This window comes from Thalassovita sp. ABM4_323 (assembly GCF_056158665.1).
This window is the reverse complement of sequence record NZ_JBSWTS010000003.1, coordinates 167,532-184,256: the sequence shown is the minus strand read 5'-3', so window position 1 is coordinate 184,256 and position 16,725 is coordinate 167,532. Positions and strand designations below refer to the sequence as shown.

Sequence of the window (16,725 nt, the reverse complement as noted above, 5' to 3'; positions counted from 1 at the left end):
ATCAACACCGGCCATGGCGGGTCCATGACCACGCTGCACGCAGAAACGCCGCAACTTGCCGTGCAGCGTCTGGCGATCGCGGCCCTCAAGACCGAGATCCCGATGACCTATGCCGACATGATCCAATACATCGAGAGTTCCATCGATGTGATCATCCAGGCCGGTCGCCACGACGGTAAACGCGGCATCACCGAATTCTATCTTCCAGGCGCAACCCAGATCGGAGCTTCCCAATGAAGACCTTTGAATATGACATCCTGTCCTTTCCCATGACCCGCAAAACCAGCCTTTCCGACATGCAGGCCAGCCTGAATGCCAAAGGCGCAGACGGGTGGGAGGTGGTGTCGATCAGCACTTCGGAATTCGCCAATATCGGGCACACCGTTTTCCTGAAGCGCGAAACCACACCCGCTGGAGCCACGGCATGAGGCGGGCCCCGCATCCCCTTGTGCTGGCCGCGCTGGCCCTAAGCCTGACGCCTACCTTCGCCTTCGCCGAGCGCAACCTGGTGCCGACCCTCGGGCGCAGCTTTGACGTCTGTCCGGACCGGCCCGCCGAGCCCGTCTGGATGCAGGAGATCCCCCTGCGCCAAGCCTATCAGCGCGTGTTGGTTCAAGACATCTACCGCGCCCAGAATCTCGAGCGCATCGTCGAGACCGAAAGCTGCGACTGTGAAACCCGGTTCCCCTCTTGGGACGCTGCCGAGGCGGTGTTTCGGGAAAGGTACGCGAGTGACGAACGATGGGAGATGCTGCAAGCCTCGGACGCCTACAACCGCCGCGCAAACGCTGCCCGCCCTGCCGCCAAGGCCATCTGCGACGCCGCGGGCAATTGGTAAGGCAGCCCCGTCATGAGCGTCGTCACCTATTTCGTTGAAACCTCCCAGGGCTATCTCGACACCGCCGCAGAAACCCAGTTCGGGTCGGTCGCGGTAACGGTCGGCACGCTTCTCGTCCTGGGAACAACGCTCGTGGTGATCCTCGTCTTCCTGAACATGATCTACCAGTACAAAGCGATGGACGGGCGCACGGCCTTCTGGCTCGCGGTCAAGATCGGGTTGATCGGAATATTCGCGACCAACTGGGTGCAGTTCAACGCCCTCTCCTCCGCTATCCTGGCCGGGATCGACAGCATTGCGGGGGCGCTCGTGGCTTCGGTCGGTGGTGGAACTCCTGGCCCTTCTGGAACTTTCGCCGAAGAGTTTGACCGGCTGATCGCGGAACTAGGGGACTATCTCAACGCCGCCGGGTCTGAGCTGAACTGGATGGCCGGCGCCATGCTCGACATTGTCGGGGTCCTCTTGCTCTCGATCCTGGGCGGTTTGGCCGCCTTTATCCTCGTGGCATCCCGCCTGATGATCGCACTTCTGATCGGGATCGCACCGGTGATGATTTTCCTGACCCTCTTCGAGGTCACCAAGGACTATTTCGCGCGCTGGCTGTCGGCGCTGGTTTCCTTCGCGCTCTACCCCATCGTCGTCGCAGGGGTGTTCGCAACAATCACAGGTGTATCATCCGCCCTCATTGGTGAACTCGGCGACCCGGAAGGGGCCTCAAATATAGGCGCGCTCATCCCCTTCTTCATGATGGTCCTCATGGCCAAGGGCTTCATCATCGCCACGCCGTTCATCGTTCGCGCAATCTCAGGGAACATCATGATGCCAGCGCTGTCTGGGGGCTTGGCAGGAAGCTACAGCTTTGCGCGCGCTGCGATGGGCAATCAGCAGGCTTACAATCGGTATCTTGTTGGTGGTGCCAGTGGAGCCGAATATGCAGCACTCAGAGCACGGCAGTTCTTTGGGGCCCAACAAATGCCGCAACGGCCGGGAATGGCAAATGTGACACCTGCAGGGGGCAGTCCATCCACCGGAACCGGATCGCAAATGATGGCGCAGCTGGCTCGTTTGGGAAGGTTGGGGAGGCGTTGATGAGGTTTTTTTCTGCGACGCCGTTGAACAATGAATGAGCGAGGGTCCCATAAGCATTCGCCAGTAAAAACGGTACCATTGGAGCTGGTCCAAGCAGTCCTGCGCTCAGCAATCAATGGAAGATCTGTCGGGCTTGAAGAGGCAATACGGACCCTGGATTGCGATGCCCATCATGCTGACCTCATCTTGCGCCAGATGGCCGAGGCTGGGTACTTGGAGCCTGCCGACATCTTTGACGGTTTGTTTTATTGGCAGCTAACGCCGAATGGGACTCGCCTCGCACTGGAACCCAAGCGAAAGCGTATCGGGCGCGATAAGGTTCAGACCATCATTGCTGAACTTCTCGCCCGGGCTAAGGTCATCAACGGCGATCCCGATCGCCTGCAGCGCATCACCTTGAAGCTGTTCGGCAGCGCGCTTGAGGAGCGAGACGACTACGGTGACGTCGATGTTTCTATCGCGTATCTACGACGCCAGCTGAGCGATATCGAACGTGAGCGCATCGAAAACGCACTGAAAGCCCGCCAAAGCAATTCAGATCGGCAAACCTTTCAAGGGCGGCTCATGGGCGCGGAACGTCAGGATACGCGGGAAATCATGGCGTTCCTGAAAAAGGGTCTGCCACATCTTTCGCTCATGAATGATGATCCTAAGGACCTCGGGACACCGTACCGTTGGCTCGTCGACCACGACGTGAAAACAGACAGGCCAGTGGATGTTCCTGACGATATCGTTCGACCCAACGCTCCCTCAATTCTCGACCAACACCCGAGCAAACCGCTACCGCCCATTACTATGATTGAAGCCCAACACAGAGCCATTTCTGCGAATACCAAAGTTGCGATTGATGACATGCACATAGGTTTGGAGGACGCAGCCGCGCTCGAAGAGAAAATGTGGTCTCCAAAGGTCACACGCGAAGGCAATTTCGTTGCTAACGACATCAGAAGTGAGAAGCGGGTCAAATTCGCCGGGTTTCAGCACTTATGTCCGATCTGGAAGAAAGACCTAGGCGGCGTAGCGATGTTGAAGGAAGCCCTCGACTGGTGCGATGAACATAAGGTTTGGGTCAGGGACCTATTTCCGAGAGTTTCAATCCAACGGTCCGACCGGACACATATCATACGCCTCGGGTGGGGCCATGACCTGATCTATTTCAATGTCGGCGGTAAATCGACAACTGGGAGCCTGCTTCCTATAAATCGGACACGCGTTTCCAAAATTGACTTGGCCGGCGCTTATGCGGTCGGAAGGGCACTTTCGAAGATGTATGATGAAAGCCGGTGCGCGAAAATGCCATGGTTCAGCGCTGACATTTTGCTTCCGTTAGTCGAGATAGACAGGCTCCCGGATTTCCCGCGGCTGCATAAAGCCGGCGCGTTCAAAGAAGGCGCGTTTCAAGGCCTGCGGGAGGTCACCTTCTTCTGAGCTCGGATCACGCGCCCTACTCCGAAAGAACCTGTTTCAATAGAAAAGCACGCCTAAGCGCCCGGCTCCACCTTGACGATCAACTGGCGTTGGCTGTCGTACCTGTACTCATGCAACCTGCGTTCTTGAATGAGCTGAACGGCTTGGCTCACATGCTCAGGAAGCACGTAGAACCATTCTCGAGGATGGACCGCCTTGCCGAACCGGTCGGTGATCACAAGACCCTGCGGCCGCGCGACATCAAAAAAGCGATGCAAAAGGTCTTCGACCTTCATGCGTTCCAGATTGTGCAACTCATAGGTGGCGACAATTTCGACAGGCGCGAGCAGGAAAGTTGGGTCGTTTTTCGCATCGGCAATGCGCCGCCGGACATCCTGACTGGTCACACCGACCTTGTGCAGGATCTTTGATACTTCTGCGATTTCCGGGACTCTGGACAGGCTTCGCGCCACATACACTGTGCCGGTGACCGCCATGCTATCCTGATCCCATTCTGGATCGAGCCGGCCAAACCCAGCCCTTTCGACAATCCGTGCGGTCTTATCTGCTGCGAGCGCTTTGCGAAATGAAGATGATAGAGGATCGTTCTCCATGCCATTGGAAAAGATGATCCGTAAACGGTGATCCGGCTTACCGCTCCTGCGCGAAAGTTCCGTTTTTTCGGCGACATAGACCAGAAGGCCGCGATGGATGAAGAAGTCGCCTTCGTAGACCGTGATCTCGACATTGTCCTGAACCGGGAGAACCTTTCGATCTCCGGACTCGAGCTTCGACTGCATCTCGGCAAAGCCGCCTTCAAAGTGTTCGAAATCCGGACACGGGAACATGTCGGCCCGGTGGTCAGGCAACTGGCGTTCTGAGGCTGGCGTCACATAACGGATGTTGAGAACCGCGTCATGCACGTCGAGGTCATCATCGCCGAAGATGTCGTCAAGGCTTGCTGGAACGTCCTCGTCGGCAACGTCTTCGCGCCAATCGGGCTCAGGCACGGGCGGAGCCTCCGTTTCGACAATGGTTGCGGTCGGTGCCACTGGATGGCCATGCCCAAGAAGCCGGTTCCGGTCTGCCTCCATCATCGCTGCCGTTGGACTGGTCCGGATCGATCGCCAGATCGTACCAAGTTTCATCTCTTCGAGGTCCAGGCTGTTGTCGTCCGGAATCCGGCCGTTCAACTCGTAAAAAGCATTCACCTGCGAGACGATCTCGGCATTGCGGGCGTCTGGCGTTGCCGCCGCGCCGCGGTTCCGCTCCTTGATATCGAGCAGCCCGAACTCATCCGGCTCGTCGAAGATTTCATCGAGGGATCGGTAGCGCGGCATGTGGCTCAGGTTCCCGACTGAGCCGCTCGCTGGCGTTCGGCTTTTTTCGTCTTGATGTATGCGTGAGCCTCCGCAAGGCGCTTCTCCAATGGATCCGCCGAATGCGGATTGGGTTCGCGGCCCTCCTGCGCCCGAAACCGTTTGATGCGCGGCCACAGTGTCAGCGCTTCTTTTTCAGTCATCTGGATGCGCTGAGAAATCATCGCGTCCTGGATCGTCTTCAAGAGTGGAGTGTCGAAGGCGCGCGAGGCGACGTCGAAGCCTTCCTTGAATGGGTTCACGCTGTCGATCAGGTCGATATCCAGTTCACGGACATTCACGAACCGCTTCACCATGTTCATCAGGGACAGGTTCTCCGACGGCTCAGCGTCGTACTCCTCGCCCTCTTCAGCAAACCCGCCTTCTTGCGATGCGCGTTTCGCCATGCCGATCAGGTTCATCCGCGCGGCAAGGTCCTGGCGCACGGATTCTATTTCGTCGTCTGACAGGTTCTCGTAGGTCGTCTCTATGATGTCCGTCAGCACCATTTGTGTGGCCACCTCGGGTGCCACGTCATCCGCGACAACGCGCCGGTCCATAGCTTGACAAGCCTTGGCCACCAGCTCGTTCATATCGTTCTCAACGATAGCACGGGCGCGAGGAGTTGGCGGTTCCATCAAGCCCCTTATACCGATATGCACCGTGCCGTCCTTCGTCGTCTCCACAGGCGCGCGGATATCGCCGTCTTCACGTCGATAGAACTTGAAGTTGGGCGCGAGCACCTGCTCCATCAGCATCGCACCCGAAATCGCCTTGAGCATGTCGTTGACCGCGTCCGCCACGACCGTGGTTTCCACGCCAGGCTCGGCGACGAGGTTGGTGAACTGGGCGTGGGGCTTGCCGGGTGCATCGCGGGTGGCCCGACCGATGATCTGGACGATCTCCGTCAGGGAATTCCGATAGCCGATGGTCAGCGCATGCTCGCACCATGGCCAGTCAAACCCCTCCTTGGCCATGCCGAGGGCAATGATGATGTCCACTTTGGCCCGATCCGCTTCGTCGTCTCGCTTGCCATCCGAGCCCTTTGCCTCCGCCTGCAACGCGGCCTTGATGCGCGAGCGCCCGTCGCCGTCATCCACGAGGTCAGCGATCTTAAGAACCTTGCCGTCCGAGGCGCGTTTCACCAGATCGAACCCGGTGTCCGGATCGCGGCCGACGTGTTCGCCGATCGCGCCCATGATCAGCCCGACCTCATCGTGCTTCTCGCCAAAGGCTTCCGCCGATCCACGGTGCGGGATGTGGATGATCGTCTTGCGGTCCGTGTCGAGCACATCAGGGATCGCCGAGATATATCGCCCCCGGTAGAACGAGTAGGAAATCCCCAGCGACTTCAGGTGCTCATAGCCTTCAAGCTGCTCATAGTAGCTGTAGGTGATAGACTTGAACCGCGCCTCATCCTCGGGGCGCAGAACCGGTACGCTGTCGCCACGAAAATAGGAGCCGGTCATTGCCATCACGTGGGCTTTCTCGCGGGCCAGCAGCTTGCGAAGGATCTCCCCAAGGCGGTTGTCATCGGCTGCCGCAACGTGGTGGAACTCGTCGATAGCGATCATGCAATCGTCAAAGGCCTCTACGCCGCGCGCTTTTTCGATGGCGTCGAAGGCAAACCGGAATGTGGCATGGGTGCAGACGATGACGCTGGCGTCGCTGTCTATGAAGGCCTCAAACGCCTTCACTTTTTGCGATTTCGCCATGCCGTCCTCGCCCGACAGGCAGAGGTTCCATTGCGGCTTCACCTCCCAATCGGCCCAGAACCCGTAGGAGGTCAGGTCGGTTGAGCGGAATGAACTACCGATGGAGGTTTCGGGCACCGCGACGATCACCTTTTTCACGCCCTGGTTTTCCAGCTTGTCGAGCGCAAGGAACATCAAGGCACGGGACTTGCCCGCCGCCGGGGGCGCCTTCAACAGCAGGAACTGTGCGGCGCGTGCCTCGTAAACGCGGGCCTGCATCGGGCGCTGGCCAAGGCTGTTCGTCTTGGCATCCGCCCCGGAATGGCCATAGGTCATACGCACAAGATCAACCATTTACGCGGCCTCTTCCTTCTTCAGCTTCTCGATCCGCGCGGCATAGAGCTTGAAAAGCCGCTCCAGCCGTTCGGTATCGTTGCGGAACGGACGCCCGATGTACATCGTTTCCAGCAATTCGTCATTCTGGCGGTGCACCTCGCGCAGGTCGTCTGGCATGTCGTCGGGGTCGTACAGCTGCGCGATGGTCTTGGGGTGGTGCATGTAGCGTGTCTTGAGGATCGCGCGAGCGGAGGCGTTTAGTGCCTCCAGTTGATCGTCGGTAAAACGGGGTATTGGAAAAACGTGCCAGCACAAGGTGCTACTGTAGCGGAAATCATTCTTCATACGTCCGCTGACGGTACTCACCCAACACCATTGAAGCTTAGATGCCAAGATCGCAAAACACCATTCAGGAGGGTCGAAGATGATCTGGCAATCTGCCGAGGCAACAACATCACTGCCGACCAACTCGACCGGTAGATAAGGCCTGCGAGAGGACGATGTCCGCGGCATTAAGATCGCTGATTTCTTCGGCACGCCTTTGCCAGTGATTTGACCAAACCGATGGGGCACAGCGGCTGCGTCTCGAGTTACTTGTGCATCGCTTTCGGACCTAAACTTGGCTACCGCATCTAATCGTTTCGCCAACGGAGGAAAGCGTAGCACATCTTCCAGTTCATTGGTCTCCGCCCATAGACAATAACGGACCAAGCCTTGCGCTACTTCCCTGGCACCCATGTAACGGCGGATAAATGGCGCGGCTTCAGGATGCTCCGAAATAAGCTGGGCTCTCTCTGCTTCCGAGAAAATCAAGTTCCCTTCGTCACGCGCTATGCTGCCAACATCCATTTTGGGAAGCGGGAAAATCGGCCGACCCTTCTGCGCAACCGTTACGTCGGGTGCATCGAGAAGGTAGCCGTTGATGTTGTTAGCATTCTTCCGAAGTTCGCCGTCAAAGATGACTGACTGTCCAGTTCTTGAAGATGAGATGCCAACTACTACGCATGAAACCGCCGCATTCTTCGCAGCATTGTTGGACCACATGAAAGGTCGATGGGCGAAATTAATTCTGATCCCTTCACGCAGGACCTCGGGCCAAAGAACATTGACCGTCACTCCTTGGGCAATCGAATTGGTCGAAACCAAAGCTCCCGCTCCAGCGCGACCGCGAATGTAGTCAGCAGCCTTGATGAACCAACAGATCACCAAATCGAGGCGCTCAAAGCTCTTCAGCCGGTCGGTCAAAAGGAAGCGCATGTCTTCTGATTGAGCTGGCGTCCTCGAGTTGAAACCGACAAATGGCGGATTCCCCGCAATAAAGACTTCCTCATTTTCCCCCGGCGGCGAGCAAACCGCCTCCCAATTCAATCGCAGCGCATTGTCGCAAACGATGTTACCACCATCTCGCAGGGGTAGGGCCGGGGCTGTATTCCCGAACATCTCACCGAACCGCGCATTGGCCTGATACTCCGCGATGAAAAGTGCCAGTTTCGCCGTCTCCGCGGCGAAATCCGTGATCTCGATCCCGTAGAAATTCGCCAACCGCACGCCAGAGAACATCTGCGCCGAGGCCCCGCCATCCAGTTGCGCCATACTCTCCAGAACGCGCATCTCCCGCGCTCGAAGCTCCCGATAGGCGACGACAAGGAAATTGCCCGATCCGCAGGCCGGGTCGAACACCCTGATCCCCTCGATCCGTTTCAGCACCCTTGCCAGCGCCTTGCGGCTATCGCCAGCCTTCTCGATCTGCTCATCCAGATCGTCGAGGAATAGCGGCCCCAGCACCTTAAGGATGTTCGGCACCGAGGTGTAATGCATCCCAAGTTCGGACCGTTTGTCCGGATCGGCGACCGACTGGATCATGGACCCGAAGATATCCGGGTTGATCTCTTGCCAATCGAGCTGGCAGGCGTCCTGAAGGTAGCGATAGGCGCCGCGGTCGAATTTCGGCACGTCTAGTGCATCGGCGAAAAGCCCGCCGTTCACGTAGGGAAAGGCATCAGCCCAGGCTGGCAGGTCCTGACGCCGGCCATTGGGTAGGTTCATCGCGGCAAAGGCCGAGGCGATACACGCCTGCGCCTCCTCCCCCTTGTCGCCCGCATGGGTGAAGATCAGGCGCGAGAACAGGTTGTTTTCAAAGATGCCCACGTCCTCTGCAAACATGCAGAAGATTAGCCGCGTCATCAGCTGGTTCAGGTCATGCCGCCGTTCCGGTGTCTTCCATTCCGGGTTCTTCTTGAGAAGCGCATCATAGAGCTTGGCCAGTCGTCCGGCCGCCTTGACGTCGACCTCGTTCTCCTCCGCCGCCTTGTAGCGCGACATGCCGGCCGCTGGCAGGAAGAACCCGAAGTGATGATGTAGGTCGGCGAACTTTATGTGCAGGCTGTCACCCGAAGCGACATGTTCGGCGGACAAGTCGACACCGTCGGTGGCCAGCAGGATCGCCGGTTTGTGGGTGGTGGTCTTCTTGTCCGACCGGATCATCGACAGGCCCTGGTCCACCGCGCCGGGGTCGGTCACCATGGCATAGAACTTGCGGTTCATCAGGACCGCGCCGGGCACCTTCGACTTGTTGATCGTCCCACTGCGGAGCTTTGAAACCGTGGCTTGCGGACTTCCCATGGCGGCGGCGAACGCAAACGGGAACTCGCCACCGTCGAACGGGCGAGTGGCGATTTCTTCCAGGGCGTCTGCGATTTCCGTAGGGTTCATGTAAGGTCCGTCGGTAAACTCATACGAATGCTACAGAAAGTTTGGGGCGATGACGATAGCGACCGACGCCTTAAACGGCCCAATTCGGCCGTCTTCAATGAAATACCGTGCGTTGGCACCACGCCGCCATTTTTGCCGATCGTGAAATTACTGGCGATTTTGATTCTCCGAGAAACTCTGCAGCAACCACCGGCAATGTCGCAAATGGGTGATCGGCACACTCGTCCCAAGGTTAATCTTGACGACGTGACATTCTTAATCGGCCAGACATGACATCAATCACCACAGCCCCTTCCACTGCCGATGCCCACAAGTACGGTGTGCTCTTCGTATTTGCGGCGGGTGTGTTGTGGTCGACGGTCGGCCTTGGTATTCGCCTGATCGAAGACGCTGTCGTGTGGCAGATACTGCTCTACCGGTCGATCAGCATGTCGCTGTTTCTCTACGTGCTTATCCGCGTGCGGTCTGGCGAAAGCCCATTTGTTCAGATCCGACGCATCGGCGCCCCCGCTGTCATCGCAGGGCTTTCACTGGTTGCGGCCTATTCAGGCGGAATCTACGCGATCCAGAACACCTCGGTCGCAAATGCCATGCTTCTGTTTGCGACAGCACCGTTTATGGCTGCGGTGCTCGGATGGATAGTGCTGCGAGAACCTGTCCGCGCCGCAACCTGGATAGCGATCGCCGTCGCAATCGGCGGGATCGGGATCATGGTCGCCGACAAGTCCGGAGGCGTCGCCCTGAAAGGCAGCCTTGCCGCGCTTGGTTCGGCATTCGGTTTTGCAGTCTTCACCGTGGCGTTGCGATGGGGGCGGACAGGGGAAATGCTGCCAGCGGTGTTCCTCTCGGGCATTTTCGCGATCGCCATCACTTCGGCCATATGCTTGGGCCTCGGGCTCTCCTTCGTGCTGAGCCCCAGTGATGGCGGCATTGCAATGGGCATGGGGGTATTCCAAGTCGGCGCAGGTCTGATCCTCTACACATTAGGATCGCGTAGCCTACCCGCCGCAGAACTCGCCCTTTTGTCCTTAGCCGAGGTGCTGCTCGGACCACTCTGGGTCTGGCTGTTTCTCGGGGAAACCGCGACTGCGAACACTCTGATCGGAGGTGCTGTTCTGCTCGCGGCCATTGCGGGCAATGCGCTTTCGGGCAAGCGAAGAAAACCACCGCCAATCACGGCTCCTTAGAACCGCAACCTCGGCCCATAGCTGCCGTTGACGCAGCGCGCAGAGAACGGCGGCATAGCGCCCATTTTAACCGACAGCTTTGATGTCAAATCGAAGGTTCAAGTTCTGCCCCTGCAAACGATCTCGACGCAATATGCCGTGTCGCTTGCTGTCCCGAAAGCAGAACTGACCGAGAGTTTTAAGTAACAGGGTCGTCTGCCGTCAGACCAGTCGGTTCAATAGCGCCGAAACCTCGATCTCGAACTGTGCCGGTGCACCCTTATCGCCCCTGAGATACGCCTGAAGGTGGAAGCGAAAAAAGCTGTCCAGCACCAGATAAGTAGGTCGAGCCTGCTCCGGTGAGACGCCAGTTCTTGAGAGAAATGTCGCTACAAGTTCTCTCAGACCGTCTTCGATGTCCGCCACGACCTCTTCGAAAGCGGGATCGAACATCGCTTGCGTCCGGATGTCATACCAGAGCCGATGGGTTTCGGCGTCACGTCGGATCGACAGTGATAGGCCTTTGATGAACCGGTCTGCGAGTTGCTCAGGTTCGACATCGGCTTCCAGAATTGATCCCATGTCCGCCACGAACCCCACCTTATAGCGGCGCACGCAATAGGTGATGAGGTCGACCTTGTCTTCGAAATAGTAATGCAGCGTGCCGACCGCGACCCCCGACATTTCGGCGATGTCGCGCAGGCTGGTGCGTGCATAGCCAAGTTGCTTCAACGCTGTAATCGCGTGATCGGCAAGCTCATCCTTCTTGCGCGCCCGCTTCGCGGATTTGGCTTCGGCCTTTTTCGCAAGGCGGGCGATTTTGTCGAGTTTGGTCACGTCCGGCTGGCCTTTGTTTTAACCACGCAAGGCATTGGCGAATATGCGCGGCAATTTCAACCAGCTTGGCTTGTGCTGGAAATGGGTCAACAGCCGGCCAACCACATGCTGCCGCCGATTTGTGACGAACCACGGGGGACGGGGCAGGAGTGTGAACTGACCCGACAACACCCCGCGCGGGAAGGGTCGCCACGGCGCGGTCACGACCACCCGCTCGGGTTTGTCGAACATGAAGGTGTTATGCGCAAAGCCGATCCCGCTCCCCACATCGTCCAGCGTATGACCAGGAAACGCACCCCACGGGCAAGCGGTAGCAAGGAAGGCGAGGCCAGTCCACGCATTCACCGCGATGGTTCCGTAGTGCAAATCGGCGATGATCTCTTCGAAGCGTTTGCGCCCGATCTGCCGAATGGTGCGCGGGTGAATGACGATATTCGCGCCCAAGGTGCCGTGCAGCGTTTCGTTGGCGTATCGGATCGCCTCGATCAGATAGGTTTCGGCGTCCTCTGCCTCGATCTCATGGGTCGACAGAGCAGGGGCGAACACCTCGTTTTGGGTGAACCAGTTCTCCCCTTCGTTCACCGGGGCGAAGATCAGCGCAGGTGCTTCGCCACGGTCGAATGACGTCGCATTCGCCGACTGATCCGCGAAACCGGCCATTCGGTCCGCGGCACCCGGGTAATAGGCCTGACGCGCATCCATGTCGCGCATCACGCCTCGAATTGCATCGATCAACGCGTCTTTCTGACCCCACGACTTCGGCAGCACCAACATCTGACAGGCCACGCAGTTGAAGCCCGAATTGTGGAGCTTTTGGGTCGCCAGGTGCTCGGCCTGAAACTTGATGTCGGCCTCTGACCAGTTCCCCGGCACAACGATGGTCGGACAGACCGCACCCAGTTCAGATGTGATCGGCTTGGTCAACTTCGGCGTGTTTGCGGCCTTGTTCTTGGCCCCTTCCTCGCCCGGACCCCAGACAATCGCATCATGCGAGGCGGCAGCCCCGGTGATATGCACCTCGTCCACCGCGGCGTGATTGCACAGGTAGCTCCCAACCTCGGCCCCGCCTTTCACGATCCGAAGCGCATCGCGCTCGATCAGCGGCTTCAACGCGGCTTCCAGAAACGGCGTTAGATATTCGTTCACGGGGTTCATCTTCAGGATGACCGCTTTATGCGCACCAAAAGCTTTCTCGAACACGTCCAGCGGCGCGATCGAGGCGATGTTGCCCGCGCCCAGCACCAATGACACGCCACCGTCTCGCGCATCCACCGGGGTGTCATAGGCGCACGCTGTATGTGCCGCCAGATTCGCTTCATCTACCTGCGGTTGCATCCAGACATCCGCAGAGACGCCTGACAACAGCAGCCGATCCCAGATCGAATGGGGCAGGACGCGCACGGCCAATTGCCCATTCGCCGTGGTGCGTTTCGACAGATGGTCGAGGAACGCTTTTCCGTTCATACCTGCCAAAGTCTGCATCAACCCGTTACAGGCAGACATGACCGCATAAGGTCCAGAAATCCATTCTTCGCCCGCCAAAGGCGACCCCGCCGGGATCAGCTTTCGCCGCGCCGCGGTCTCGGCCCAGCCTTCGGCGACCTCCAGCAGCCGGTCCTTGATCTCGGCCAGAACCGCGATGCGTTCGGCGTTCGATGTCCGCGCCCAAGCCTCAGCCCCTGACCGCAATGCCTCAAGGTCGCGATCCAGCGCTGAAAAATCAGGTGTAATATCCGTTGCAATCTGGTTCATGGCTCACGCCTCCTCCAAAAGCACGTTGCCATAGGCCTCGCGCAGCTTGTTTTTCAGGACCTTGCCCGTGGCCCCCAGCGGCAGATCGTCGACAAAGATGACCCGATCCGGCACCTGCCATTGCGCGACCTTGCCCTCATAGCTGGCCAGCACGTCCGCCTCGTCCGGGGTTTCGCCTTCGGCAGCCACGGCAACGATCACCGGGCGCTCATCCCACTTCGGATGATGCGCGGCGATGGCGGCGGCATTGGCAATCTTCGGATGTGCGATGGCGATGTTCTCAAGCTCGACGGTCGAAATCCACTCGCCGCCAGACTTGATGATGTCCTTGGACCGATCCCGGATCACCATGTATCCGTCGGCGTCCAGCGTCGCTACATCGCCCGTGTCGAACCACCCATCGGCGGTCAGGGCGGACCCCTCCTGCCCGAAGTAGCTTTCGACAACCCAATTCCCGCGAATTTGCAATTCGCCTTGCGTCTCGCCATCGCGCGGCAACTCGGTGCCGTTTTCGTCCACGATGCGAAGCTCTACGCCCCACGGCGGGCGGCCCTGACCTTCGCGTAACTTGGCCTGCGCGTCCTCGCTCAGCCCGTCATGTTTCTGCAAAAGCTGGTTCAAGGTACCCAAAGGTGACGTCTCGGTCATGCCCCACGCATGGATCAGTTCCACGCCATAGCCATCACGGAAGTCGCGGATCATCGAGGGCGGAAGGGCGGAACCGCCTACCACCGTGCGTTTCATCGAGGTGGGCTTGATCCCGGTTGAATTTAGCGCGGCCAGAAGGCCCATCCAGATCGTCGGCACCCCCAACGACAGCGTGACCTGTTCGGTGTCAATCAACCGTGCGAGGCTTTCGCCATCAAGGTTCGGCCCCGGCATCACCAGCTTGGACCCGACCGAGGCCGCAATATACGGCACACCCCAGGCGTTCACATGAAACATGGGAACGACCGGCATCACCGTGTCCCGCGCCGCGATGTTCAATCCGTCCGGCTGGTTGCCCCCGATGGAATGCAGCACAAGCGACCGATGCGAATACTGCACGCCCTTCGGATTGCCCGTGGTGCCAGAGGTATAACATAGCGCGGCGGGGGCGTTTTCATCCAGATCGGGCCAACCGTCGGCAGGGTCGGCCTTCTCCACGAGCTCGTCGTAGAACAAGAGCCCCTCGACCTGAGCGGCGGCCTCGTCATCGCGCGGACCCATCAGAACGTAATGCTTTACCGTTTTCAGATGCTCGCCCAGTTTCGCCGCGATGGGCAGGAACGTGCGATCCAGAAACAGCACCTCGTCGGCGGCATGGTTGAGGATATAGATCATCTGTTCGGGCGTCAGGCGCGGGTTGATCGTGTGCGTCACACGACCCCCCGCGCCGATCCCGAAATACAGCTCCAGATGCCGCCGGTTGTTCCACGCAATGGTGGCACAGCGCGCACCGCCCGACACGCCCAGATCATCCAGCGCTGCCTTGATCCGCCGCGCATTGGTGCCGACCGCGCCCCACGTGGTGCGGGCCTTGGTCCCGTCCGTCTCGACCGAGACGATCTCGGTGCCTGCATGGTATTTCTCAGCATGTGCAATCAGGGAGCCTGTGGTCAGTGCCTGCGTCATCATTGTGCCGGACATGATGTCCTCCTTCGTTCTGCCGCGTCGCGCGGCGGTCTTCATTCTGCTGCGATTGCGGCGGGCTTGATGCCCCGGATCATGTCGGCGGCGCGTTCCGCGATCATGATCGTGGGCGCATTGGTGTTCCCGCCGATAAGGGTCGGCATGACCGAGGCATCGATCACGCGAAGCCCTTCCATGCCGTGCACCTTCAACTCGGGGTCCACCACTGCCATGTCGTCGACGCCCATCTTACAGGTCCCGACCGGGTGATAGATCGTATCGGCCCGCGATCGAATGTGCTTTTCCCATTCGGCGTCGCTCATCCCGTCCTTGGTGCCGAACAACTCCTTATGGCGGTATTTCTTCATCGCCGGAGCTTGCAGGATTTCGCGCGTCATTTTCGCGCCCTTGATCGTGGTTTCCAAATCGCGCGGATCGGTCAGAAACTGTGGATCGATCCCCGGCGCGGCCATCGGATCACCGCTTTCAAGGAACACTTCGCCACGGGAATAGGGGCGCAGCGCACAGACGTGGCAGGAAAAGCCATAGCCCATGTGCAGCTTGCGCGCATGGTCGTCCACGATGGAGATCACGAAGTGAAGCTGAATGTCAGGTCTGTCCAGCGCGGGATCGGTTTTCAGGAACCCGGCCCCTTCGGCGAACGGCGTCGCGATCATGGAGTTACCATGCTTGCGCCATTTCAGAATGTGCTTCGTCAACCCGATGGTGCCCGCCAACCCGATTCCGAAATTGTCGGTATCCTTCGACTTGTAGGCGAGGATGAAATCCAGGTGATCTTGAAGGTTCTTGCCCACGCCCGGCAATTCGTGAACCATTTCGATCCCATGGCGCTGGATGTCCTCCGCGACGCCGATACCGGACAGTTGCAGGAGCTGTGGCGAGTTGAAGGCGCCCCCGCACAGGAGCACTTCCTTATTGGCCTTCACCTGATGATCCGAGCGCCCCTTGTGATAGGCGACGCCGGTCGCGCGCTTGCCCTCGGTCAGGATCTTGGTCGCATGGGCGCCGGTGATGATGGTGAGGTTCTTGCGGCTCTTCTGGACCGGGTGAAGGTAAGCCGCTGCTGCCGAGCACCGCTCGCCATTGCGCGCCTCGTCATGAAACTGCGTGACCTGATACAGCCCGACGCCCTCGTTGTCGCCCGTGTTGAAGTCTGCCGTTTCGCGGTGCTGGCATTCGGTAGCGGCCTCGACGAAGGCGCGGCTGATCGGACGTGGCGCTTTCTGGTTCGAGACGTGCAGCGGACCGGATGCGCCGTGGAAGTCTCCCGCGCCGTCCTCGTTGTTCTCGGCACGTTTGAAATAGGGGAGGCATTCGTCCCATGACCAGCCATCACACCCCAGGTCGGCCCAACCGTCGTAGTCGGATTTGTGCCCACGGACGTAGAGCATGGCGTTGATCGCGCTTGACCCACCCAATGCTTTGCCGCGTGGTTGATAACCTTTGCGACCATTCAGTCCGGGTTGAGGCGTGGTCTCATAGGCCCAGTTCGAGATCTTCCCATGTCCCGGCAGGATCGCAACCGTGCCGGCGGGCGCGCGGATGAGAATGTGATCACCGTTCCCACCTGCTTCCAAGAGGCACACGGACACCGCGGGATCCTCGGTCAAACGAGCAGCAAGGGTCGATCCCGCAGAACCGCCCCCAACGATAACGTAATCAAAAGCCGACTTATCGGGCATATCAAATCCTCCCTGAACAGAGCCTCCTCGCTCTGTCTCTATGCGAGCACAAAATCTGAACGTTTGTCCAGAAAAATTGTTCAAGAAAAATTTTCGCGAATAAAACTATTTTGAATCAGATGCTTGATGTCGTTCTTCGCCCCTTAGTCGCTCTTCGAAAGGAATGTTGCAGAAACCACGGATTTGCTGCGAGGCGATTCCGAGTGGCAGATTCCACGCCGT

Annotated in this window: 13 protein-coding genes; 6 read left to right on the top strand and 7 right to left on the bottom strand. The window is 58.8% G+C overall.

Going from position 1 to position 16,725, the window contains the following annotated elements; all coding sequences use genetic code 11:
• The 5 genes from ACXADQ_RS01325 to ACXADQ_RS01305 form a co-directional block, all read left to right on the top strand.
• The coding region (locus ACXADQ_RS01325; RefSeq protein WP_475314237.1) for a P-loop NTPase family protein at nt 1–237 on the top strand (237 nt) is incomplete at its 5' end.
• Nucleotides 234–428 carry a DUF4177 domain-containing protein gene (locus ACXADQ_RS01320; RefSeq protein WP_475314233.1) on the top strand — a complete coding sequence of 65 codons (195 nt, stop codon included), beginning with the start codon at nt 234–236 and terminating at the stop codon, nt 426–428. The genes ACXADQ_RS01325 and ACXADQ_RS01320, both read left to right, overlap by 4 nt.
• Complete coding sequence (locus tag ACXADQ_RS01315) at nt 425–838, top strand: hypothetical protein (RefSeq protein WP_475314229.1); 414 nt, start codon at nt 425–427, stop codon at nt 836–838. Before ACXADQ_RS01320 ends, ACXADQ_RS01315 begins: the two co-directional genes overlap by 4 nt.
• Before the next feature lie 12 nt (nt 839–850).
• Entirely contained in the window at nt 851–1,927 is a 1,077-nt protein-coding gene (locus ACXADQ_RS01310; RefSeq protein WP_416514335.1) for a TrbL/VirB6 family protein, read from the top strand.
• Between the two features lie 78 nt (nt 1,928–2,005).
• Nucleotides 2,006–3,355 (top strand): hypothetical protein, encoded by a 1,350-nt coding sequence (locus tag ACXADQ_RS01305; RefSeq protein ID WP_475314226.1) that lies wholly within the window; start codon nt 2,006–2,008, stop codon nt 3,353–3,355.
• A gap of 53 nt (nt 3,356–3,408) precedes the next feature.
• Here ACXADQ_RS01305 and ACXADQ_RS01300 read toward each other — a convergent pair whose 3' ends face one another.
• The 3 genes from ACXADQ_RS01300 to ACXADQ_RS01290 are packed head-to-tail and all read right to left on the bottom strand — an operon-like array spanning nt 3,409 to nt 9,434.
• Entirely contained in the window at nt 3,409–4,674 is a 1,266-nt protein-coding gene (locus tag ACXADQ_RS01300; RefSeq protein WP_475314224.1) for a GIY-YIG nuclease family protein, read from the bottom strand.
• Between the two features lie 5 nt (nt 4,675–4,679).
• Nucleotides 4,680–6,740 carry a DEAD/DEAH box helicase gene (locus ACXADQ_RS01295; RefSeq protein ID WP_475314219.1) on the bottom strand — a complete coding sequence of 687 codons (2,061 nt, stop codon included), beginning with the start codon at nt 6,738–6,740 and terminating at the stop codon, nt 4,680–4,682.
• Nucleotides 6,741–9,434, bottom strand: coding sequence for a DNA methyltransferase (locus ACXADQ_RS01290; protein WP_475314214.1), 2,694 nt, complete (start codon nt 9,432–9,434; stop codon nt 6,741–6,743).
• 269 nt (nt 9,435–9,703) lie between these two features.
• Between ACXADQ_RS01290 and ACXADQ_RS01285 the strand changes: the two genes are divergently transcribed.
• The gene (locus ACXADQ_RS01285) at nt 9,704–10,621 is read left to right on the top strand and encodes a DMT family transporter (protein ID WP_416514332.1); all 918 of its coding nucleotides are present in this window, start codon (nt 9,704–9,706) and stop codon (nt 10,619–10,621) included.
• Nucleotides 10,622–10,822: 201 nt separating this feature from the next.
• Here ACXADQ_RS01285 and ACXADQ_RS01280 read toward each other — a convergent pair whose 3' ends face one another.
• Genes ACXADQ_RS01280 through ACXADQ_RS01265 form a run of 4 tightly spaced genes read right to left on the bottom strand, consistent with a single transcriptional unit; the run spans nt 10,823 to nt 16,503 of the window.
• Nucleotides 10,823–11,437, bottom strand: coding sequence for a TetR/AcrR family transcriptional regulator (locus tag ACXADQ_RS01280; protein ID WP_319828526.1), 615 nt, complete (start codon nt 11,435–11,437; stop codon nt 10,823–10,825).
• An 18-nt stretch (nt 11,438–11,455) separates the two neighbouring features.
• Nucleotides 11,456–13,189: an aldehyde dehydrogenase family protein gene (locus ACXADQ_RS01275; protein ID WP_319828525.1), complete on the bottom strand. Its 1,734-nt coding sequence runs from the start codon at nt 13,187–13,189 to the stop codon at nt 11,456–11,458.
• Nucleotides 13,190–13,192: 3 nt separating this feature from the next.
• Nucleotides 13,193–14,818: a long-chain fatty acid--CoA ligase gene (locus ACXADQ_RS01270; protein WP_475314202.1), complete on the bottom strand. Its 1,626-nt coding sequence runs from the start codon at nt 14,816–14,818 to the stop codon at nt 13,193–13,195.
• Nucleotides 14,819–14,856: 38 nt separating this feature from the next.
• The gene (locus ACXADQ_RS01265) at nt 14,857–16,503 is read right to left on the bottom strand and encodes a GMC family oxidoreductase (RefSeq protein WP_319828523.1); all 1,647 of its coding nucleotides are present in this window, start codon (nt 16,501–16,503) and stop codon (nt 14,857–14,859) included.
• Nucleotides 16,504–16,725: the final 222 nt, after the last annotated feature.

What these genes read in the sequence shown, in the direction of transcription:
- ACXADQ_RS01295 (WP_475314219.1), bottom strand. Translation starts at nt 6,740, where the DNA reads ATGGTTGATCTTGTGCGTATGACCTATGGCCATTCCGGGGCGGATGCC.
- ACXADQ_RS01310 (WP_416514335.1), top strand. Translation starts at nt 851, where the DNA reads ATGAGCGTCGTCACCTATTTCGTTGAAACCTCCCAGGGCTATCTCGAC.
- ACXADQ_RS01315 (WP_475314229.1), top strand. Translation starts at nt 425, where the DNA reads ATGAGGCGGGCCCCGCATCCCCTTGTGCTGGCCGCGCTGGCCCTAAGC.
- ACXADQ_RS01300 (WP_475314224.1), bottom strand. Translation starts at nt 4,674, where the DNA reads ATGCCGCGCTACCGATCCCTCGATGAAATCTTCGACGAGCCGGATGAG.
- ACXADQ_RS01320 (WP_475314233.1), top strand. Translation starts at nt 234, where the DNA reads ATGAAGACCTTTGAATATGACATCCTGTCCTTTCCCATGACCCGCAAA.
- ACXADQ_RS01290 (WP_475314214.1), bottom strand. Translation starts at nt 9,434, where the DNA reads ATGAACCCTACGGAAATCGCAGACGCCCTGGAAGAAATCGCCACTCGC.
- ACXADQ_RS01270 (WP_475314202.1), bottom strand. Translation starts at nt 14,818, where the DNA reads ATGTCCGGCACAATGATGACGCAGGCACTGACCACAGGCTCCCTGATT.
- ACXADQ_RS01275 (WP_319828525.1), bottom strand. Translation starts at nt 13,189, where the DNA reads ATGAACCAGATTGCAACGGATATTACACCTGATTTTTCAGCGCTGGAT.
- ACXADQ_RS01265 (WP_319828523.1), bottom strand. Translation starts at nt 16,503, where the DNA reads ATGCCCGATAAGTCGGCTTTTGATTACGTTATCGTTGGGGGCGGTTCT.
- ACXADQ_RS01285 (WP_416514332.1), top strand. Translation starts at nt 9,704, where the DNA reads ATGACATCAATCACCACAGCCCCTTCCACTGCCGATGCCCACAAGTAC.